At 70.8% G+C, this 20,202-nt stretch carries 23 protein-coding genes and 1 pseudogene; 11 read left to right on the top strand and 13 right to left on the bottom strand.

Going from position 1 to position 20,202, the window contains the following annotated elements; all coding sequences use genetic code 11:
• Positions 1-41: 41 nt before the first annotated feature.
• The 6 genes from HGB44_RS17830 to HGB44_RS17810 all read right to left on the bottom strand — a co-directional run bounded on the left by HGB44_RS17830 (position 42) and on the right by HGB44_RS17810 (position 3,299).
• Positions 42-1,193: a methyltransferase domain-containing protein gene (locus HGB44_RS17830; protein WP_061081300.1), complete on the bottom strand. Its 1,152-nt coding sequence runs from the start codon at positions 1,191-1,193 to the stop codon at positions 42-44.
• Entirely contained in the window at positions 1,190-1,312 is a 123-nt protein-coding gene (locus tag HGB44_RS32480) for a hypothetical protein (protein ID WP_267909101.1), read from the bottom strand. The genes HGB44_RS17830 and HGB44_RS32480 overlap by 4 nt, the downstream gene beginning before the upstream one ends.
• A 23-nt stretch (positions 1,313-1,335) precedes the next feature.
• On the bottom strand, positions 1,336-1,590 hold the full coding sequence (locus tag HGB44_RS17825; protein WP_168444050.1) for a hypothetical protein: 255 nt from the start codon (positions 1,588-1,590) through the stop codon (positions 1,336-1,338).
• A 90-nt stretch (positions 1,591-1,680) separates the two neighbouring features.
• Positions 1,681-2,529 carry a helix-turn-helix domain-containing protein gene (locus tag HGB44_RS17820; RefSeq protein ID WP_061081302.1) on the bottom strand — a complete coding sequence of 283 codons (849 nt, stop codon included), beginning with the start codon at positions 2,527-2,529 and terminating at the stop codon, positions 1,681-1,683.
• A gap of 25 nt (positions 2,530-2,554) precedes the next feature.
• Positions 2,555-3,082: a DUF6879 family protein gene (locus tag HGB44_RS17815; protein ID WP_061081303.1), complete on the bottom strand. Its 528-nt coding sequence runs from the start codon at positions 3,080-3,082 to the stop codon at positions 2,555-2,557.
• The gene (locus tag HGB44_RS17810; protein WP_082768421.1) at positions 3,054-3,299 is read right to left on the bottom strand and encodes a hypothetical protein; all 246 of its coding nucleotides are present in this window, start codon (positions 3,297-3,299) and stop codon (positions 3,054-3,056) included. The genes HGB44_RS17815 and HGB44_RS17810 overlap by 29 nt, the downstream gene beginning before the upstream one ends.
• A 225-nt stretch (positions 3,300-3,524) precedes the next feature.
• Between HGB44_RS17810 and HGB44_RS17805 the strand changes: the two genes are divergently transcribed.
• A complete protein-coding gene (locus tag HGB44_RS17805; protein ID WP_061081304.1) occupies positions 3,525-4,265 on the top strand; it encodes a GNAT family N-acetyltransferase in 741 nt (246 codons plus the stop codon).
• A 169-nt stretch (positions 4,266-4,434) separates the two neighbouring features.
• Here the strand turns inward: HGB44_RS17805 and HGB44_RS17800 are convergent, their stop codons facing one another.
• A complete protein-coding gene (locus HGB44_RS17800) occupies positions 4,435-5,238 on the bottom strand; it encodes an SAM-dependent methyltransferase (protein ID WP_061081305.1) in 804 nt (267 codons plus the stop codon).
• Between the two features lie 88 nt (positions 5,239-5,326).
• On the bottom strand, positions 5,327-6,256 hold the full coding sequence (locus HGB44_RS17795) for a MurR/RpiR family transcriptional regulator (protein ID WP_061081306.1): 930 nt from the start codon (positions 6,254-6,256) through the stop codon (positions 5,327-5,329).
• A gap of 72 nt (positions 6,257-6,328) precedes the next feature.
• Between HGB44_RS17795 and HGB44_RS17790 the strand changes: the two genes are divergently transcribed.
• On the top strand, positions 6,329-7,462 hold the full coding sequence (locus HGB44_RS17790; RefSeq protein WP_061081307.1) for an NAD(P)/FAD-dependent oxidoreductase: 1,134 nt from the start codon (positions 6,329-6,331) through the stop codon (positions 7,460-7,462).
• A gap of 98 nt (positions 7,463-7,560) precedes the next feature.
• Positions 7,561-8,937, top strand: a complete 1,377-nt coding sequence (locus tag HGB44_RS17785; RefSeq protein WP_061081308.1) for a sodium/glutamate symporter family protein — start codon at positions 7,561-7,563, stop codon at positions 8,935-8,937.
• A gap of 78 nt (positions 8,938-9,015) precedes the next feature.
• Here HGB44_RS17785 and HGB44_RS17780 read toward each other — a convergent pair whose 3' ends face one another.
• Positions 9,016-10,647, bottom strand: coding sequence for an MDR family MFS transporter (locus HGB44_RS17780; RefSeq protein WP_210751813.1), 1,632 nt, complete (start codon positions 10,645-10,647; stop codon positions 9,016-9,018).
• Between the two features lie 564 nt (positions 10,648-11,211).
• Between HGB44_RS17780 and HGB44_RS17775 the strand changes: the two genes are divergently transcribed.
• The gene (locus tag HGB44_RS17775) at positions 11,212-11,868 is read left to right on the top strand and encodes a hypothetical protein (RefSeq protein ID WP_061081310.1); all 657 of its coding nucleotides are present in this window, start codon (positions 11,212-11,214) and stop codon (positions 11,866-11,868) included.
• Positions 11,869-12,290: 422 nt separating this feature from the next.
• Positions 12,291-12,371, top strand: a pseudogene (locus HGB44_RS32015) (hypothetical protein); the annotation flags it as partial.
• Between the two features lie 132 nt (positions 12,372-12,503).
• On the opposite strand, the gene HGB44_RS17765 reads toward HGB44_RS32015, so the two are convergent.
• The 3 genes from HGB44_RS17765 to HGB44_RS17755 form a co-directional block, all read right to left on the bottom strand.
• Positions 12,504-12,647: a hypothetical protein gene (locus HGB44_RS17765; RefSeq protein WP_168444049.1), complete on the bottom strand. Its 144-nt coding sequence runs from the start codon at positions 12,645-12,647 to the stop codon at positions 12,504-12,506.
• Positions 12,648-12,711: 64 nt separating this feature from the next.
• A complete protein-coding gene (locus HGB44_RS17760; protein WP_168444045.1) occupies positions 12,712-12,885 on the bottom strand; it encodes a hypothetical protein in 174 nt (57 codons plus the stop codon).
• Positions 12,886-13,061: 176 nt separating this feature from the next.
• On the bottom strand, positions 13,062-13,706 hold the full coding sequence (locus HGB44_RS17755) for a hydrolase (RefSeq protein WP_061081312.1): 645 nt from the start codon (positions 13,704-13,706) through the stop codon (positions 13,062-13,064).
• 299 nt (positions 13,707-14,005) lie between these two features.
• Between HGB44_RS17755 and HGB44_RS17750 the strand changes: the two genes are divergently transcribed.
• From HGB44_RS17750 to HGB44_RS31605, 6 genes are all read left to right on the top strand, one after another.
• Entirely contained in the window at positions 14,006-14,965 is a 960-nt protein-coding gene (locus HGB44_RS17750) for a DUF5996 family protein (protein ID WP_061081313.1), read from the top strand.
• Between the two features lie 194 nt (positions 14,966-15,159).
• A complete protein-coding gene (locus HGB44_RS17745) occupies positions 15,160-16,263 on the top strand; it encodes an LLM class flavin-dependent oxidoreductase (RefSeq protein ID WP_061081314.1) in 1,104 nt (367 codons plus the stop codon).
• A 106-nt stretch (positions 16,264-16,369) separates the two neighbouring features.
• Positions 16,370-17,422 (top strand): pirin family protein, encoded by a 1,053-nt coding sequence (locus tag HGB44_RS17740; RefSeq protein WP_061081315.1) that lies wholly within the window; start codon positions 16,370-16,372, stop codon positions 17,420-17,422.
• A gap of 113 nt (positions 17,423-17,535) precedes the next feature.
• Positions 17,536-17,934, top strand: coding sequence for a GNAT family N-acetyltransferase (locus HGB44_RS17735; protein ID WP_061081316.1), 399 nt, complete (start codon positions 17,536-17,538; stop codon positions 17,932-17,934).
• The gene (locus HGB44_RS17730) at positions 17,931-18,386 is read left to right on the top strand and encodes a carboxymuconolactone decarboxylase family protein (RefSeq protein ID WP_061081317.1); all 456 of its coding nucleotides are present in this window, start codon (positions 17,931-17,933) and stop codon (positions 18,384-18,386) included. The genes HGB44_RS17735 and HGB44_RS17730 overlap by 4 nt, the downstream gene beginning before the upstream one ends.
• A gap of 6 nt (positions 18,387-18,392) precedes the next feature.
• On the top strand, positions 18,393-18,581 hold the full coding sequence (locus HGB44_RS31605) for a hypothetical protein (RefSeq protein WP_061081318.1): 189 nt from the start codon (positions 18,393-18,395) through the stop codon (positions 18,579-18,581).
• 7 nt (positions 18,582-18,588) lie between these two features.
• On the opposite strand, the gene HGB44_RS17720 is transcribed toward HGB44_RS31605, so the two are convergent.
• The gene (locus HGB44_RS17720; RefSeq protein WP_061081319.1) at positions 18,589-20,190 is read right to left on the bottom strand and encodes a carboxylesterase family protein; all 1,602 of its coding nucleotides are present in this window, start codon (positions 20,188-20,190) and stop codon (positions 18,589-18,591) included.
• Between the last annotated feature and the right edge of the window lie 12 nt (positions 20,191-20,202).

The following is a 20,202-nucleotide window of genomic DNA, read 5'->3' as shown; positions in this document are numbered from 1 at the left end:
GGCCGGTGCTCACGGAGAGCACCGGCCCCACTCGTTTTGGGTCAGGCGGAGACGGGTTCCGTTGCGGCTCGGTGCAGCCAGCGCGGCCCGGAGGGGGCGCCGAGCCAGGCCGTGTGCTCACCTGACGCCGTCACGGTGAGCCCGTACTCCGTCAGCTCCGGGCACCCCCGCGCCGTCCAGTACTCGTGCGCCGCGATGACCTCCTCACCGACCGGCCGCGGGCCACCCTGCTCCACCCGGCCGTCCGCGTACAGCCGGGCCCAGGACGGTGAGTCCAGCGCCGAGAGCCACACGCACGTCTCGGCTTCGCCCCGGAGCACGCGCATGCCGATCCGGACACCGGGCATCATGAGCGACAGCTGTGGACCGGCCCCTCCCATGACCACCTCGCGTGCGTCCCCGCCGTGGTTCCACGTGTGCTCGGCGGTGCCGTGCAGGTCGTGCGGAGCGTCGTACCGGGCGCGCTGGTCGCGCAACGGCATGAAGCTGGCGTCACCCGCGAAGCGGCCCCGCGCCGAGCCCTCCTCCGACACCACGAGCCGGGCCATGGTGCCGCCGGGCAGGTTCGCCACCGGTTCCCACGGTGTGACGACCACGCCCCCGGGCCGGGTCTGCTCGATCCACGCCCGGGGAACCTCGACCACGGCGCACGTGGCGACGACCGCGTCGTAGGGCGCTCCCTCCGCGTACCCGGCGGCGCCGTCGGCCACGACGGTGCGTGGCGCGTAACCGGTCGTCTGGAGGCGATCGGCGGCATGCCCGGCGACACCGGCGTCCACCTCCACCGTGGTCACCTCACCGGCCGGACCCACGAGTTCGCACAGGATCGCGGCGTTGTAGCCCGTCCCGGTGCCCACCTCCAACACGTGCTGTCCGGATTCCACCCCGGCGGCCTCGATCATCGCCGCCATGACCGAGGGCGCCGAGGAGGAGGACGTCGGGATGTTCATGGGCCCGCTGCCGCCGTCGTTGACCTGTGTGATGACCGGTGCGTCGGCGTAGGCGAGATCCGCCCACCGCTGCGGCGCGTCCTGCCGGTCCAGGGGATCGCCCACCGTCTGGGGCCACACGCGGTCGGGGATGAACAGGTGCCGGGGAACCATGGCGAAGGCCTCCCGGACGGGACCGGTCGTCTCCAGCGCGTCGGCAAGCCGGTTTCGCAGCTCCAGCAGCGAGAAGTGGTCGGGGGTCATACTCCACCGGTCCCGTTGCACAGCGGGCAGTCGATGAGTTCCTTGTCTGCCCAGGGACCGCTGCCGTCGCCTCCGGCGATGACCTTGCCTGTTCCGTTGCAGGGGGAGCAGTCTGCCATTCTCAACCTCTTTCGAGAACACGCTAGGGGTGTGAAGGTTCGGGCGGAAACGGTCTTGCGAAGCGCTGTCCCGGAGCTTCCAGCGCGGCCACGAACGCCTCCAGGTCCGGCTCGATGATCGTGGGCGTCGTCAGACCGGAGGGCGATCTGTCGGTGGCCACCCACAGGTCGCCGTTGTGGTGGATGGCGTAGCGGTCGCCGTAGTGCCTGCGCAGGGCGAGGAGCACGACTTCGGCGCGGTCAACCTGGGATTCGCCGGGCGGGGGAGGACTCTGCACGGGAGCGTCCGATCTGTGTCGGGGACTGATCAGAACGCTACAGAGCGTGGTCTACGAACACCCAGTGAGTTGCACGAAGTTGCACGGAAACTAGTCGAGCGCCTCGATCGCCGAGGTGATCAGTGCTCGCGCCTTGGGGCCGTAGACGGCGAGCTTCTGGAGTCGGCTGAACGCCTTCGCATACGTCGCCACCTCGGTTGGAGCCTCGATGGTGAGTTCCGCGGTGGTGAGTTCGACACGGACGAGGTTGTCGTCGTAGACGGTGAAGCCTTCGAGCGGCAGCACGAGACGCCGTGTGGAGAAGGGAATGACTCCCACGGAGACGTTGGGCAGGGACATGACGGACAGAACATGCCCGAGTTGCCCGGCCATCACTTCGGGAGTGCCCATGCGATAGCGCAGGACGGACTCTTCGAGCAGCATCGAGAACCGGTGGCCGCTCCGTCTGAGGATGCGTGAGCGGTCCATCCGGGCGTCCACGGCCGCGTCGATGTCCTCGTCGTCACCGTCGAGGTCGGTGATGGCGGTGAAGAGCGCGGCGATGTAGCCGGGGGTCTGGAGGAACCCGGGGATCACGTTCGGGGTGTAGACCCGAAAGAGTCCGGTCTGCTCGTACAGCGGAACGTAGGACTCCTGGAGGTGCCGGAGACCAGCGCGCTGCTTGCGCCTCCACTCCACGTACAGCGACTCGGCGTTCCGCGATGCGGAGACCAGGTTCTCCGCCTGGTCGTCCGCTCCACAGGCCCGGCACCAAGCCCTGATGTCGGCGTCGGAGGGAGGTGTCTTCGCGTTCTCGATGCGTGAGGACTTCGACTTGTTCCACTGACAGAGGGATGCCAGTTCGGCCCCCGTCAGCCCGGCGTCCAGGCGGATTTCTCTCAGCCGCGAAGCGACGGCCTCGCGGGCCGCTCGGGCACTGGATCTGGAAGACGAGGGCACGAACTGGTATCCGGTGTTCTAGTGGTCAGAGGCGGAAGTCGGCGTGGGGGATGGCGCGTTCCCAGACGGCCTCGAAGGCCGAGGAGCAGAGCTTGGCCAACTCCGGATCCTCGGTGACTTCCTCCTCAAGCCATCGCCCGTCTCCCGTGAAGTGGTTGACGTGGACGACGCGGCCGTCGAAGAGCCAGAAGTCGTTGCCGGGGAACGCGATGTCGGTCGCCTGGCGGCGTGGGAGCCAGCGTACGTGTTCTCCCGCGATGATGTTTCCCTGGGTGCCCGCGTGCTCGAAACGGATGTAGTCCGTCACCGGCATCGAGACCACCCGTGCCCGACGCACCGTGACGCCTCGGGCCGTGGCGTCGGCGACCGCCTGGTAGAAGGGGGCCCACCAGGACTCACGATCGTTCCAGTCACCGCGGTGCCCGACGCGCTTCCATTCCTCGAAGCCCGCGACCTCGTCGGCCACACCGTAGACATCACGCAGTTCCAGGTGGATCGCGGACTCCCGGCAGGAGTTGAGCAGGTCATCGAAGGTGGGTGCGCTCTGCGTCATCGCAGGCCTCCCTCAGAATCTTGACCATACGGGCGGGAACGCGCACGACCGCTTCGTGGTCAGGAATGGTGCCGACCTCCCGGCATGCGGTCAGGGTGTCTTCGCCGGCTTTCCAGCCCTGGATGACCATGTCGGCTGTGTCCTCGTCGACGAAGACCGTCGGCGAGCCCTTCGTGTCTGATTCCGGGTCCTTGCCGATGAACTTCAGTGACACCATGGATGCTTTCCTCTCGGGTCAGTTGCATCCGGTTGCACGAACATCCCGCGTCATCACCATACGTGTCAAGCCCGTGACCGGTTACGGACAGTGCGAAGTCCGAAGGGGTACCGGAAGAAGGCAATGGCGCCGCGGCCCCTGAACGTGTTCAATCCAGGACGGACCGGACCCGCGGCCGGGGGCATGACCCCCCCTGCGGGGACAGGCGGCGGCGAAAAGGGGCGCATGGATACGGTGCAGGCGTACGCGCGAAACCACGCCGAGGCGTGGAGACACCTTCTGGCGGGTCGGATCGAGGAGACCCACACCCACGACGGGTTCGACGTCCTGCGCACGGCGGACCCCATGGAGACGAGGGCGCACCTCACACGTGCCTCGGCGCACGTTCCGGACCGGCTGTCGTCCGTCCTGTCCGTACCGGGCCGCGTCAGTCTGGACGATCCCTTCGGGAAGCTCCAGCCCCCGGAAGGGTTCGCGCCGACCCCGCGGCCCGTCATGGTGCGCCGGGGATCCGCGGGGCCCGCGCCCGCAGCCCGCCCCCGGCCGGAGATCGAGACCGACACCGTGGGCGAGGAGAAGGCGCTGCTCACGGTGGAGCGGCTCATCGTGGACGGCTTTCCCCTGCCGTCCCGCCAGCCCCACAGACCTCAGTGCTTCCTTCCCGTCAGCCTTCTGGACGCGCCGGGCTGGCGGGCCTGGCTCGCCACGTACCGGGGCTCGCCCGCCTCGGCCTGCCTGACCTTCGACCACGGCGGCGTGGTCGCCCTCTACTGGCTGGTGACCACGTCCGAGCACCGGTCGCGCGGAATCGCGCGTGCGGTGCTGACCCGGGTCCTGCGCCACCACCGGGGGCGTGACGTGGTCCTCGTCCCGACCGAGGACGGTCGCCCCCTCTACGACTCTCTCGGCTTCGTCGAGGCGGGCAGGGGCGGCTTCCACACGAGGACGAACGCCGAGACCCCGTAGACGCCGCTGGCGGTCACCGGGGCCGCCGCCCGACCCCCTGCGGCGCTCCCGGGGAGGGTGGTCGGTGCGGCCCCGACCGGTGACCCCGCCCAGCGCCTCGCGCGTCCAGCCGCTCCGAACCCGTCGGAGCCCCCTCGCTCCCTCCCGGACGGGCCCGCGGAGCCCTGCCTCAGGCCTTGCGGGCCAGACCGCAGTACTGGGGGATGTCGCGCACCCTCCCGACCTCGACCGGCTCGGGCCGCCACCGGGTGACGCAGACGACCCCGGGATCGACCAGCGCGAACCCGTCGAAGAAGCGGGTGAAGTCCTCCACCGAGCGCATGTGGTACGGCTGGGCGACGCTCTCCTCCCAGCGCTGGAGCGCCTCCACCGCGCGCTCGTCGGTGACGGCCTCCACGTGGGCGAGGACGCCGTCGCACACGGCCAGGAAACTGCCCGGCGCCAGGGCGTCCATGTAGGCGCGCACGATGCCCAGGGCCTCGTCCAGGTCGCCGAAGTGGCCCATCGTCCCCAGCAGGGTCAGCGCGACCGGGCGGTCCAGGTCGAGGGTCCCGCGGGCGCTCTCCAGCACCCGGTCGGTGTCGCGCAGGTCCGCCTCCACGTACCGGGTCCGCTTCTCGTTGGTGCCCACCAGCAGGGCGCGCGCGTGGGCCAGGACCATGGGGTCGTTGTCCACGTAGACCACGCGCGCGTCCGGGGCGTGGGCCTGCGCCACCTCGTGGGTGTTGTCGGCGGCGGGCAGTCCGGCGCCGATGTCGAGGAACTGGCGGATCCCCTCCTCCAGAGCCAGGTGGCCGACCGCGCGGCGCAGGAAGAGCCGGTCTCCCCGGGCGGCCTCGACGACCTGGGGCATCAGTACTCCGACGGTGTCTCCCATCTCGCGGTCCACGGGGTAGTGGTCCCTGCCGCCGAGCCAGTAGTTCCGCACCCGTGCGGTGTGCGCGACGCTGGTGTCGATGGGGATGTCCGTCATGGTGGCCTCTCGGGTGGGGGCGGACCGTAACAAGCGGTACGCGCAGTCTCATGTGTCCCATGACCCGCTCGCAACCCGAAAAATCCTGTCATGAGGGGCGTTGCGCTCCACCCGGCCCCTCCGCGGCTCCGCGGGCGGTGACGTCGGTGTCGATCTCGGCACCGGCCACGGCGCGGCGCAGGCGGTTGAGGCGCTGGTGGGCCGCGACCGATCCGGTGCGGTCGCGGGCGGCCAGCTCCATGGTGAGGGCGTGGGCCACCAACCAGCTCGCGAGGTTCTCGCTCGCGGCGCCCGAGGTGGACGGCGGGGTGGTCAGGACCGCCTCGACCCGGTCGCGTACGGACCCGCCCACGGCCTCGGTGACCACGACGACGGGTGCCCCGACCTCGGCCGCGTAGTCCAGGAGGGCGTCGATCTCCCGGAAGAGCCGCAGCGGGGCGAAGACCACCACGGCGTCGTCGCCGCCGATGCCCAGCAGGTCGTCGGCGAGCCGGAAGCCGGTCGCCTCCAGGACGGTGCACCGGCGCCCCATCCGGCCCAGTTCGACCGCGAAGTAGCGGGCGGTCGCCGAGGCCGGTCCGATGCCGTAGGCGACGGTGCGCCCGGCCGCCTCGACCAGGCGGACCGCGGTGTCGAAGGCACCGGCGTCGAGGACGTCGGGCAGCCCCCGCAGCAGGTCGACGCTGTCGGCGAGGACCTGGTCGAACACACGCGTGCCGCTGAGGCGCTCCAGACGCTGGTCCAGGACCAGGGCCGGGTCGCGCCGGGTGGTGAGCATGTCCATGATCGCGCGCTTGAGTTCGCGCAGGCCGCCGTAGCCCAGCGAGCGGGCCGTGCGCACCACGGTGGCGTCGCTGGTGCCGGTGCGGGCCGCCAGTTCGGCGGCCGACGCGGTCACGGCCTCGGAGGGGCGGTCGAGCAGGAAGTCGGTGACCGCGCGCTCGCGGGGGGAGAGCGAGTCGAGACGGGCTCCCACCCGCTCACGGAACCCGCCGCCCTCCTCTGGTGAAGTTTTCATTTCGTCATTGACCTAATCATGTAGTTAAAACTACTCTGCCGTGAGACCGACCACACAGTGAGGGACCGGCCGATGACCTACCAGTTTGTGATTATCGGGGGCGGAGTGCACGGCTGCGCCACCGCGTGGCAGCTCGCCGAGACCGGAGCGGACGTCCTGCTCCTGGAAGCCGACGAGGTGGCCTCGGGCGCCTCCGGCGGCTTCGGCCGCCGCGGCGTGCGCGCCAACCGGCGCGACCTGCGCGAACTGCCGCTGATGCGGGCCGCCTACCGTATCTGGCCCACGCTCGACCAGCGCCTGGGAGCGGCCACGGGCTACCAGCGCACGGGTGGGATGTTCCTCATCGAGCAGGAGACCACCGGAACCAGGGGCGGGCTGGTCGCCGCGCACACCCACGCGGCCGTGCAGCGGCGCCTGGGCGTACCCACCGAGGTCCTCGACCGCGACGGCGTCCTGGCACGGGAACCCGGTGTCTCCCCGTCCGTGCGGGCGGCGCTGTACTGCCCGCTCGACGGCACCGCCGACCACACCGCCACGACCAGGGCGTTCGCCGCCGCGGCACGGGAACGCGGCGCCGTGATCGCCGAACACAGCCCGGTCACCGCCGTCGAGCGCTCCGGGGACCGGGTCACCGCCGTGCGCACCGCGCGGGGGGAGCGCCACGAGGTGGGGGAGGCGCTGCTGGTGCTCAACAACGCCGGGGCCGCCGACCTGCTGCGCACGCAGTTCGACGTGGAGCTGCCGGTGTGGCGGATCCTGCCGCAGGCGCTGCGGCTGACCCCCCGTTCCACTCCGCCCATGACCCACCTCGTCGGCCACGACCACCGCTCGCTGTCGCTGAAGCCGCTGCCCGACGGCGGCGTCATGGTGAGCGGGGGATGGCGCGGCCGCTGGGACGCCGAGGAAGCACGGGGACGGACCGTGGAGGAGAACGTGCGCGGCAACATGCGGGCCGCCGCTGAGGTCTACGCCGACCTCGCCGACGCCGAACTCGACCTCGCCGACGCCTCCCGGCCGGAGTCGTGCAGCGCCGACGAGATTCCCGTCATCGACCGGATCCCCGGAACCGCCAACGCTCTGGTCGGGACCGGCTGGACCGGTCACGGCTTCGCCATCGCACCGGCGGTGGCCGAGTCGCTCGCGTTCTGGGCGCGCACCGGCGCGCGCCCCGACAACCTCGCCCCCTTCTCGTTCGCCAGGTTCTAGCCCCGGCGCGTGACCGGGGTCCGCGCGGGACCGCCGGTCCGGGCCGCCCGGCGCGGCCGCCGAACCCACTCCCCGATCCGCGCGTACGAAGGAGCAGCATGTTCCCCACAGACGAAGTCGGCGGCGACGCCGTCACCACCCTGCTGTTCGCCGTCACCGTCCTCGGCCTGCTCGTGCTCGCCGGGGTCCTGCTGCGGCTGCTGATCGCTCCGCTGCGCCGCCTGTTCGTCCCGGCCGCGCTCATCGGCGGAGTCCTGGGGGCCGCGCTGGGGCCCTACGGCGCGGGGCTGTTCCCCGAGAGCATGATCGGCACCTGGGCCGGACTGCCCGGGGTGCTGATCACCGTGGTCTTCGCCCCGATGCTCATCGGCGTGCGCATCCCCAACCCGCGCAGGAGCTACCACCTCATCGCGCCGCAGCTCCTCTTCGGCTACATGGGTGACTTCCTGGTGATCGGCGTCCCCGTGCTGGTGTGCGCCGCGCTGCTCATGCCCTTCTGGGACGTGAGCGCGATGTTCGGCACCGTCATCGAGGTCGGCTGGCCGGGCGGGCACGGCACCGCCGCCGGGATGGGGCCGGTCTACGCCGAACTGGGCTGGGCCGACGGGGGCGCGCTCGCGCTGGCGGCGGCCACCGCCGGGCTGGTGTTCGGGATCGTGATGGGTATGGTGCTCATCAACATCGGTGCCCGCCGCGGCCACCTGCGCCACGTCAGCGCGGAACGCGGCGAGGAGGCGCCCGAGGTCCTGCCCGAGGAGGCGCGGACCCCGATGGGGCGCGTCACCCTCAACAAGGACCTCGTCGACGGACTGGCCTTCCACGGGGCCCTGATCGCCGCGGCGGTGCTGGTCGGCTGGGTGCTCCAGTACCTCCTCGGACTCGTGATCCCCGGCATGCCGCTGTTCCCGCTGGCGATGATCGGCGGCGGCGTCGTGCAGGCGGTCATCTCGCGCACCCGGCTGGGCGACGCGGTGGACCCCGGCAGCCTGCGCGCCATCCAGGGGGTCGCGCTCGACCTGCTGGTGGTCTCGGCCGTCGCGTCCATCGCGGTGCCCGTCGTGCTCGGCAACATCGTGCCGCTGCTGGTGCTGGTCGCGGTCGCCGCACTGGTCACGGTGGGCTTCTTCTACTGGGCGGGTCCGCGGATGTTCCGCGAGTCCTGGTTCGAGCACTCCATCGTCAACTTCGGCACGCTGACGGCGGTGGCCTCGGTCGGCCTGATGCTGCTGCGCACGGCCGACCCGGAACTGAGGACCGACGCCGCGCGGGCCTACGCGCTGCGCGCGCCCTTCTTCAGCCCGATCGCCGGGGGAGGCATGCTGACGGCGCTGCTGCCGCTGATCGCGGTGAACTACGGCCCCTGGGTGCTGGGCATCGGAGCGCTCGTCGCCGCGGCGGCGGTGTACGTGCTCGCACGGCTGCTGAGGATCTGGCGGCGGCCCGGGGCCGGGGTCCGCGCCGCGGCCGGAGGCTGAGCCGCCGGTTCCGGACCGGAACGCGGGAGGCCCTCCCCGGGGGCGATTCCGGGGAGGGCCTCTCCTGTGCGGGGTCGGTCAGTCGGTGGACGGCTCCCGGCCGGTCCGCGCCGCGTCCGCGGCGCCCGTGGGCTCGGTCGGGGCCCCGGCCCGCGGGGTCCGCGTGTCCTGTGCGACCCCCGCGAGCTCCTCGGAGTCCTCGCCCCCCGTGGTCTCGGCGGCCTCGGCGGCCGGATCGGGCAGGTCGAGGCTGTCCCGCAGCTGGACCCGGGGCAGGAACACCGCCAGCACCAGGCCGACGAGGGCGATGCCCGTGGCGAGCAGGAACAGGTCGCCGGTGGACGTACCGTAGGCGCCCTCGACGATCTCGCGCAGGAGCGGCGGCATGGCGTCCAGGTTCAGGGTGCCGGCGTCCCCGCCTCCGGCGGTGGGGCTCACCCCGGCCTCGGACAGGCCGTCGGAGATGTTCGTGGAGACGCGGTTGGCCAGGAAGGCGCCCAGCACGGACACGCCCATGGTGCCGCCCAGGGTGCGGAAGAAGGCGACCGTGCCGCTGGCCGCGCCGATCTCGCGCAGCGGTACGGAGTTCTGCACCACCAGGACCAGGTTCTGCATGGACATGCCGACCCCCAGACCCATCAGCACCATGCCCCCGCACACGATGAGCAGGGGTGTGGTCGCGTCGATGGTGGCCAGCGCGAGGAAGCCCAGGGTCAGCGTGACCATGCCGGTGACCACGTAGGACTTGACCCGGCCCGAACGCGAGACCATGCGCCCGGACACGGTCGAGGAGATCATGGTCCCCAGCATGAGCGGGGCGGTCAGCAGACCGGCCTCGGTCGGGGAGTAGCCGCGTGCCAGCTGGAAGTACTGGCCCAGGAAGACCGCGCCGCCGAACATCGCCATGCCGACCGCGGAGCTGGCCAGGATGGCGATGGCCGTCTCGCGCCGCATGACCAGGTGCAGGGGCACGACCGGCTCCGACACGCGCGCCTCCACCCACACGGCCAGGCCGAGCAGCAGGAGGCTTCCGGCGACCATGGCCCCCGACTGCCAGGAGACCCACGCGAAGTCGTTGCCCACGAAGGTCACCCACAGCAGCAGGAGGCTGACGCCCGCGGCGATGAGCGTGGCGCCCGCGTAGTCCACCTTGGTGTCGGGACGGCGCACGTCCACCAGCTTGAGCGTGCGGCTCAGCGCCACCAGGGCCACCAGCATGAACGGCACGCCGATGAAGAAGCACCAGCGCCAGCCCAGGCCGGGCAGGTCGGCCAGCAGTCCGCCGATCAGCGGTCCGCCGACGGTGGCCACGGCCATCACCGCGCCGATGTAGCCGTTGAGGGTGCCGCGCTGCTTGGGGCTGACCATCGCGGCGATGATCACCTGGACCAGGACCTGGGAGGCTCCCATGCCCAGGCCCTGCACGGCCCGGAACGCGATGAGCTGGCCGGTGGTCTGCGCGAACCCGCACAGCAGCGACGAGGCGATGAACAGCACGATCGACAGCTGGAGCAGCTTCTTCTTGTCGAAGAGGTCGGCCAGCTTGCCCCAGACCGGAGTGGAGGCGGTGGAGGCCAGCAGGGTCGCGGTCACCACCCACGTGTACTGCGACTGGCTGCCGTCCAGCGCCCCGACGATCTGGGGGAGGGCGACCGACACGATCGTGCTGCTGAGCATCGTCACGCCCAGCACTATGAGCAGTCCGCTCATGGGACGCAGGATCGAGGATGGCCCGGTGTCGGATAAGGGACGGGAAGTGCGCACGGATGGACCTCTGAGGAAGGGAAACGGGGCGGCGCGGGAGGCCGCTGGACTGCTGGGTTGCCGTGGGTGGCCAAAAATGTGCAGAAGAGGAATTTTTGCACCCACTGTAGAATATCACCGGGGTCACGACGCGGTGGCTGGCCAAACGTGGGAAAGCCGACACCCGCTCCCGGGAATGCCCGCGTCGCCCGCCGGGGAGGCGTTCCCGGTCCGCGCCCCTCCGCGGACCCCGTCCGCAGCCCGGTCCGCGCCCTCTCGCGCCCTCGGTCCGGGCCCGTCCCGCCCTGGTCGACGATCCGCCACACCCCCGCCCGGACGCCGCCGTGCCCGTGTGCGGTGTTCTCCGGCCCGTCCTCCACGAGGCGCCGGTCGCGCGGCCGTATGCCCCGCGTCGCGCGAGAAAGCCGTCAGGACGGGCGGTCGGCGTGCATGGTGCTCCTCCGATGGGGCAGGCTTCCGAGAGGATCCTCGAAAAGCTCTCTTCTCGGAAAACGAGACGGAAGGGCGAACATGACCTCCCTCCTCTTCGCCGCGTTCGCGCTGGCCCACCTGTGCCTGACCGTCTGGCTGGTCCGGCTGGCGCTCTCCCGGCGTTCCCCGCACACCTGGCCGGTGGCCGCCGTGGCCGCCGGGCTCGTCTACGACAACGGGATCGTGGCGCTGGGCTCCACCATCGGCGAGGGGGACCTCCTTCTCGCGCTGAACCTCCCGCGCTTCGTCGTGCACGCTCTGGTCACGCCCCTGCTGATCGTCTTCGCCGCCGGGGCGGCCCGCGACGCCGGTCTCGCCTGGGCCCGCCCGCGCGCGGTGCGCGCCGGGTTCTGGCTGCTGGCGGTCGCGCTGGTCGTCTACGGCGTCGTGACCGAACTCGTGGGGCTCACCCTGGTGCCCGGCCGCGAGGGCGACGCGCTGCGCTACTCGGCGGCCGAGTCGGCCCTGCCGGTCCCGGCCGTGACGACCGTCGTCGTGCTGCTCCTGGTCGGGACGGTGCTGCTGGCGCGGGCGCGCAGCGGGTGGATGCTGCTGGGCGCCGCGGCCATGTTCGCGGTCTCGGCCGCGCCCACGGCGCCGCTGGCGGTGGGGAACCTGGGCGAGGTGGCGCTCATCGCCGGGCTCGCCCTCACCGCGCGAAGGGCGGACCACACCCCGTCCCATGCCCTGGCGTGACCGCGTAGTGCGAGGCAGTCCGTCGAGGGAGCCTCGCGGTCGTTGGGAGCCGTTGGGAGACGGGAGCCTTGCACCATGTTGGGCCGGGAGCCCTGCCCTTCGACCCGGCTCCTCCAACACCGGGATGAGTGGGTCGGAGGACAGTCTCCTTCTTGATCACGGAAAGTGACGAAGAAGGCTGCGCCGCTCTGCGGACACCAGCACAGCGGCGTCCTGCCCGTGTGGGCTTGGTTCTGCGTTGCACTGTCCGGTCGCCGTGGTGCCAGGAAAGAGGAGGACCGGCCTTCTCGGTGGGCGAACGCGCGGTGGCCTTTCCTCTTGGGCAATCGTCGGCTTGACCTCACTCGAGCGGGGCGAGCCGCAGTCGCGTGGGCCATGCCTATGCGGTGGTGACCGAATACGGGGAGAGTGGGATCACGGCGATGATGATTCCCTTGACGATTGACGGTCTGGTGTACGCCGCGTCCATGGTGATTTTGCACTCTGCCCGGGCCAGAACCGAAACTCCCTGGTTGGCCTGGCTCCTGTTGTGGGTGGGGATCACGGTCACCTTGGCGGCGAATCGCCCATGGGTGGCGAAACGGCTTGGTGGGTTCCATCGTCGCGGCCTGACCAGCCGTGGCTCTGGTGGGGTGCTACGAGATGCTGATGTGGCTGGTCCGCTCGGACAACCGAGATGCCCGGGTGCGCCGCTGGGACGCCACCGGCGAGGTGCCCGGGCCGGTCATGGCCTGGGCCCCGGCGCAGAGCGGGGCGTTCCTGGACCATGTGCGCGACATGTCCGCCCTCTTCGGTACGGCCGCGGTGTTCCGGGGACGGCGAACACCGTGCCCCGGGACAGGGTCAAGCCGTTCCTGAGACGGGGTCGAGCCGGTCGCTCCGGCCCTCGCGCGGCTCCGGCGGCGTCGTGGCCGGGCCGGTCTTGCGGGTTCGGAACCACACGACCACTGCGGTGCCGATGAGGGCGAGGGACCCGGTGATCAGCAGAGCGGTGTCCAACCCTCCGGCCGAGCCCACAGCACCGTGATCCGCGCCACAGAGCCGCCGTCGCCGACCCCGAGGACCACTGACCGGGGTCGGTGGAGGCGGGGGGTCGGCGACACGGTGTCCGCGCCACCGGCCGGCGGGGGCGAGGCCGTCCGCGCCCCCACCGACCGGTGGCGGAGTCCGTTCCGCTGCCGTGCCGCCCCCTCTCAGGCGCGGCCGGCCAGCAGCTGCATCTCCCAGGCGAAGGCGACACCGCTGGCGCCGCCGTGCTGCACCAGGATCTCGGCCTGCCCCGCCGCGGTCTTCTCACGAGCCCAGTCGCGCTGCCACTCCGCGACCACGGCCAGCCAGTTGAGCGGCGTCACGTCGGCGTCGATCATGCGCCGCACGGCCATCTCGTGGGCTTCCACCGACACACCCCCCGACGCGTCGGTGACGGCGTAGACGTCGTAGTCCTCGCCCGCCGCCTGGATCGCCGGCATGGCCACACAGACCTCCGTCCAGAGTCCGGCCATGACCACCTTCTTGCGGCCGGTCGCCCTGACGGCTTCGACGACCCGCTCGTCCTCCCAGGTGTTGATGAGCGTGCGGTCGATCGGCTTCTGCTCCGGGAACACGTCCTGGATCCCCTGGATGAGGTGGCCGCCACGGTCCGCGAGCACGGTCGTCAGGATGGTCGGGACGTCGAACAGCTTGGCGGCCTTGGCCAGGCCGACCGCGTTGTTGAGGACGACGGACGGCTCATGGCTGTGCAGGTTGGCGACCTGGAACGGCTGGTGGTCGATCAGGAGGAGGACGCTCTCCTCCGGGGTGAGCAGGGCGTCGAGTCCGTTCTTGGCCTTGGCGCTCATGGCGGTACCTCCGGGGGTTCGTGTTCTGGGGGCTCGGGCCGCGGGTCACCGCCCAAGTAGATGACACATCATCAACATTAGCATTTTTCGATGACGCGTCAACAAAATGCGGGCACACATCCCGAACCTCCGGGGCGGGTGCGGGCCTCGCCATGAAGTTGACTCATCATCTACTATCCGGATAGCGCATCAATCACCTTCGGACCCCGTGCCGAACCAGGGCACCGCGGACACAGGGCCCCGTCGGCAGGACACGACCCCGCGCTCCCGGATGGCACCGCGAAGGAAGCGAGAACCAGATGACCGACTCATCGACCGTGAACTGGCCGAGCCTGCGGGTCTCGGACTGGACGGACACCCGTGAGACCCTGCACATGTGGACCCAGATCGTGGGCAAGATCCGCATGGCCCACGCTCCGCTGGTCAACCACTGGTGGCAAGTGCCCCTGTACGTCAGCCCGCGCGGACTGACCACCTCGACCGTCCCCTACCGTTCGGGGGCCTTCGAGATCGAGTTCGACCTCCTCGACCACCGGCTCGAGGTCCGCAGCAGCGACACCGGCACGCGCGGCTTCCCGCTGCGGCCCATGACGGTCGCCGAGTTCTACTCCCAGGTGATGGACCTGCTCGACCAGCTCGGGATCAAGGCGCCGATCCGACCGGTCCCCAACGAGGTCGACCCGGCCATCCCCTTCGCCGAGGACCACGAACACGCCTCCTACGACGCCGAGGCGGTCACCCTGTTCTGGCGCCAGCTCCTACAGGCCAACCGGGTGGTCGGCGAGTTCCGGTCGCACTTCGTGGGCAAGGTCAGTCCGGTGCACTTCTTCTGGGGCGGGATGGACCTGGCCTGCACCCGCTTCTCCGGACGACCGGCCCCCGAGCACCCGGGCGGAGTGCCCAACTGCGGGGACTGGGTCATGGTCGAGGGCTACTCCCGGGAGCTGTCCAGCTGCGGGTTCTGGCCCGGCGGCGGCGAGGAGGGCGCCTTCTACTCCTACGCCTACCCCGCACCCGACGGGTTCGCCGAGCGGCCGCCCGGCCCCGAGGGCGCGTACTACAGCACCGAGTTCCAGCAGTTCCTGCTGCCCTACGAGGTCGCCCGCGCCGCACCCGACCCCGACCGCACGGTCGCCGAGTTCCTGCACAGCACCTACGAGGCCGCCGCGGACCTCGGCCACTGGGACCGCCCGGCACTGGAGGACGACCCCCTGCGCTGGCACGGAACACCCGCGACCGCGGGGAGCGACGGAAGCTGACCGGGTGTCCACCGGAGGCAACCGGCGGCCACGATCAGCAAGCAAGCACAAATATTGTTGTTAGGTCAACAAAAAATCCGAAGCTTGCAGTTGCCTGACCCACCGGACGGTGACGACTCCGGGACAGGCGCGACCAAGCCCGGCACCTCGTTCACCACACCAGTCGAAGCAGTAACCACAGGGAGGCGGGTGCGGTGCAGTTCGGGATCTTCACCGTCGGTGACGTGACACAGGACCCCACCACCGGTCGAACGCCGACCGAGCACGAGCGGATCAAGGCGATGGTGACCATCGCGCTCAAGGCCGAGGAGATCGGGCTGGACGTGTTCGCCACCGGCGAGCACCACAACCGGCCGTTCGTGCCCTCGTCCCCGACCACCATGCTCGGCTGGATCGCGGCGCGCACCGAGCGGATCATCCTGTCCACGTCCACCACGCTGATCACCACCAACGACCCGGTGAAGATCGCGGAGGACTACGCGATGCTCCAGCACCTGGCCGACGGCCGGGTGGATCTGATGACGGGCCGCGGCAACACCGGCCCGGTCTACCCCTGGTTCGGCCAGGACATCCGGCAGGGCATCCCGCTGGCGCTGGAGAACTACGCCCTCCTGCACAAACTCTGGCGAGAGGACGTGGTCGACTGGGAGGGCAGGTTCCGCATCCCCTTGCAGGGCTTCACCTCCACCCCCCGCCCGCTCGACGGCGTCCCCCCGTTCGTCTGGCACGGCTCGATCCGCTCCCCGGAGATCGCCGAGCAGGCGGCCTACTACGGAGACGGCTTCTTCGCCAACAACATCTTCTGGCCCAAACGGCACTTCCAGAAACTGATCAACCTCTACCGCAGGCGTTTCGCCCACTACGGCCACGGCACCCCGGAGGAGGCCGTTGTCGGCGTCGGCGGCCACATCTTCATGCGCTCCAGGTCCCAGGACGCCGTCAAGGAGTTCCGGCCCTACTTCGACCACCACCCCCTGATGGGCGGCGGACCGTCGCTGGAGCAGTACATGGAGGAGACCCCGCTGACCGTCGGCAGCCCGCAGCAGGTCGTCGACAAGACCCTCACCTTCCGCGAGAACTTCGGCGACTACCAGCGCCAGCTGTTCAACGTCGACGGCGCCGGGGTCCCCCTGAAGACCGTGCTGGAGCAGCTCGACATCCTCGGTGAGGAGGTCCTGCCGGAGCTGAGGAGGGAATTCGCCAGAAACCGGCCGACCGGCGTGCCCGACGCCCCCACCCACGCCTCGCTGCTCGCCGCCCGCGCCGCCGGGGACGCCTCGGCGACGGTGACGGGCTGAGGCACGACGGCGAACCCGCGGGACGGACACCCGTTCCGATCCGCGCCGGCCCGCCGGGGCGCGCCCGCGCCCGTATCCGCGTCCGTGCACCAGGAAGGGCACCGCAATGACCAATACAGAGACCCACCCGGACGCCTTCGTATGTAGCGAGGGCGGCCTCCCCGGCCCCTTGGCCGCGTGCGAGGGCGGCGCTCCGGTCGAGATCATCACCGCCCGCGACGTGCCCCTGGGCGGGCCGCGCGCGATCAACGTGCGCCGCACCCTGCCGCAGCGGCAGCGCTCGCTGATCGGCGCGTGGTGCTTCGTCGACCACTTCGGCCCGCACGAGGTGGCGGACACCGGCGGAATGGACGTGGCCCCGCATCCGCACACGGGGCTGCAGACGGTCAGCTGGCTGTTCGACGGCGTCATCGAGCACAACGACTCCGGCGGGAACGCGGGCACCATCCTGCCCGGCCAGATGAACCTGATGACGGCGGGATCGGGCATCTGCCACTCCGAGACCTCCACCCCGGAGGCGGTCCGGATCCACGGCGTGCAGCTCTGGGTCGCCCTGCCCGACGAGGTCCGGCACAGCCCGGAACGCGGGTTCGAGCACTACGTGCCCGAGCCGGTCGAGTTCGACGCGGGCACGGCGCTCGTGTTCCTCGGCTCCCTGCTCGGTTCGCGGTCGCCGGTGCGCATGTACACGCCTCTGGTGGGAGCCGAGCTCAGGCTGGAACCCGGCGGTGTCCTCGCCCTGCCGGTCGACCCCGGGTTCGAACACGGCCTGCTGGTGGACACCGGCGATCAGGTCAGACTCGAAGGAGTGCACGTGCCCAAGGACGCCGTGGGCTACACCGGGGTGGGTACGCAGACCCTGCGGGTGGCCAACGAGGGCGACCAACAGGCCAGGCTCGTGCTCCTGGGCGGTACCCCCTTCGGCGAGGAGGTCCTCATGTGGTGGAACTTCCTGGGCCGTACGACGGATGAGATCACGCGCTACCGGGAGGAATGGCAGAACCACGGCGAGCGGTTCGGGGAGGTGGAGGGCTACGTGGGGCACGGCGGCCCGGGCCGCAACCGCGAGGGGATGGCGAGGATTCCGGCCCCGGAGCTGCCGCCGGTGCAGATGCGCCCCAGGAAGAACCCGCCGCCGCACGCACAGTTCAACGGCTGACCGGCACCGCGCACACGAGCCCCGCCAGGAACCGGGGACAACCGCGTCCAACGCACCCACCAGAGACCGGGCCGAACACCGTGCCCGCAAGCAAACAGGAAGAGGCGTCCGACATGACCGAACAGCGAACGGACAAGACGGGTGCGCCCGTGTCCATCGCGCTCGACCAGGAGCGCGCCGTCAGCGCCTACACCGTGAGCGTGGACGGGGGGACCCTCGCCGGACGCGCGGACTTCGTCGACCCGCCGCAGGCAGCCGACGAGCGCGTCTTCTTCCACACCGAGGTCGCTGAGGAATTCGGCGGGCGGGGCCTGGCCGGGCTGCTCGTCCGCGAGGCACTGGCCGACAGCGTCCGCAGGAACCTCACCGTCGTGCCCGTGTGCCCGCTGTTCGCCAGGCACCTGAAGGAGCACGGCGACGAGTACGAGGCCGGGGGAGGGAAGTTCCGCCGGCCCAGACCGGCCGACCTCGTGCTGGTCAAGGAGACGGTAGAGAACGCGGGTGACGCGTGAACGCCGAACGCCCCTTCATCGACAAGGAGCACCCCAAGGTCTACGAGGCGATGCTCAAGGCGGCCAAGGCCTCCCGGACCGCGTCGCACGAGGCCGGTCTGGGCGACGACCTCATAGAGATGGTCAACATCCGGGTGTCCCAGATCAACGGTTGCTCGACCTGCCTGAGCATCCACTTCCCCAAGGCCCGCAGGGCCGGGGTGGAGCAGAGCACCCTGGACGTGCTGCCCGCGTGGCGCGAGACGAAGCTGTTCACGGACCAGCAGCGGGCCGCGCTGGAACTGGCGGAGTCCCTGACCGTGATCGACCCGGCCCTCGACCGGCAGGCCGTCAACGCCCGTGCGGCCGCCCACCTGACCACCGCCCAGATCTCCGCGGTGGAGTGGACGACCACCCTGATCAACGCGTTCAACCGCATCTCGATCGCCAGCGGACATCCGGTGATCGGGTAGGAGCAGGTGGGGGCCTCGCCCACCGAGCCCATCGAGCGCACTGGTGCCTCGGAGGTCCTCGTGAACGTCAGCACCTACGACCCCGACGAGGCCCGGAGGACGGACGAGTCCCTCGCGTCGCTCCAGGCCCCTGAGCGGATCGAGGCCGGGCCGTACGTGCGCCCCGACACCGGCGGGGCGCACGTACGGCAGTAACCCCTCATCAGGGGACCGGGCCGTCGAACTCCATCCAGAAGTCGACTGCCTCCGGACGCGGGCGGGGCTCCACCGCGCTACCACCGTCGAACTCCATGACCTGTGCGGGCTCCTGGGCCACCGTGGGCCAGGCGGGCAGGCCGGGCCCGTTGGGGTCACCGGTGCGCGCGAAGTTGACCCAGTAGGCGCTCATCTGGTCGCGGAGCCGGTAGTCGGTCCCGGTGTAGGCGGCGTCGCTGTCGGCGCCGAGGTTGTCGAAGGCGTAGGGCACCTCCGCTCCGTGGTAGGCGCCGTACTTCTCCAGGTCCTCTTCCGGCGGGACGTGGGAGAAGAAGTAGAGGAAGGCGTCCGACGCGCCGGACTGTGTCTGTAGCCGAGCCCAGCGGTGCATCGCCCGGGTCATGACCTTGTCCGTCTGGGCCTGCAGGAGCGAGTCGAGGACCTGGTCCCCGGTCTCTCCGGGGTAGAGCTCCAGGAACCGTTCCGCGTCCTCGCCGTGCTCCTCCTGAACCGAGGCACGGTACTCGTCGACGTCGGTGTCGGGTGGCAGGGCCCGGGCCAGGGAGGCCTCGTCCGCGTTGCTGCCGACCAGGATCGGTAGGTCCAGCTGGTCTCCTGAGGCGTAGAGGTCCGCGGGTGCGGTGGGGAGCACGTGGCCGTCGATGAAGGGCCGCCAGTGGTCGGCCAGTGGTTCCGCGGCGTCCAGGACCCGGTTCAGGGGCATCGCCCGCATCTCCTCCAGGGCGGCGATCTGGTCCTGGATCCCGTAGTTGCCCGAGGCCTCACCCCCGGACTCCTCGGCCAGATCGGGGTGAGCGAGGAAGCCCAGGACGCCCAGCCGGTAGTTGAGGGTCACGGTGATGACCTCGCCCCGGGAGGCCAGAGCGGCGCCGTCGTAGAGCGGCAGCGCTCCCGATCCCGTCACGAAGCCGCCGCCGGGGATGTAGACGAGGACGGGCAGCGGCTCCGAGCCGCGGGCCGTCCCCCGCCAGATGTTGAGGGTGAGGCTGTCCTCGTTGACCGGATACGGGTTGAGGAGGGTGCCCTCCAAGGGGACGTCGACGACCTGGGAGAGCGCTCGGGTGGTGAAGGTGGACTCGCTCTGGACGGGGACGTCGGAGAAGCGGTCGGCTTCGAACACCTCGGTACGCGGCAGAGGCGGTCGGGGCGCCCGCCAGCGCAGTTCTCCCTCCGGCGGCTGGGCGTAGGGGATGCCCGCGAAGATCTCGACCGTGCCCGGGTCGTCGAGGACCCCTCGGACCGGCCCCTCCCGCGTGTCGACGAGTTCGGTCGGGGTGCGGTCCTGGCCTCCGGCGAGACGGTTCTGCGGTGCCGGGTGGGCGGCCACCGCCGTGGCGCTCACGAGTACGCCCGCGAGCAGCCGCGCCGCGGTGCGCAGCAGCCAGTGGCCACGCAGCCACCAGCGGGCCGTCACGACCAGGGCCGCGAGCAGCACGACGATCAGCGCCCACCCCCACCAGGGGCTCTGGTTGAGCCACAGGAGCACACCGGCGACCGCCGCGACCGACAGGAGCGGCAGCCGGCGCCGCATGGGCCGGAGCCCGCACAGGACACCGGCCGGTCGTGGCTTCAGCTCGTCGGTTCCCATCTCTCTTTCCGT

The organism is Nocardiopsis alborubida, from assembly GCF_012396365.1.
Classification (GTDB): domain Bacteria; phylum Actinomycetota; class Actinomycetes; order Streptosporangiales; family Streptosporangiaceae; genus Nocardiopsis; species Nocardiopsis alborubida.
This window is presented reverse-complemented; position numbering and strand designations above follow the sequence as displayed.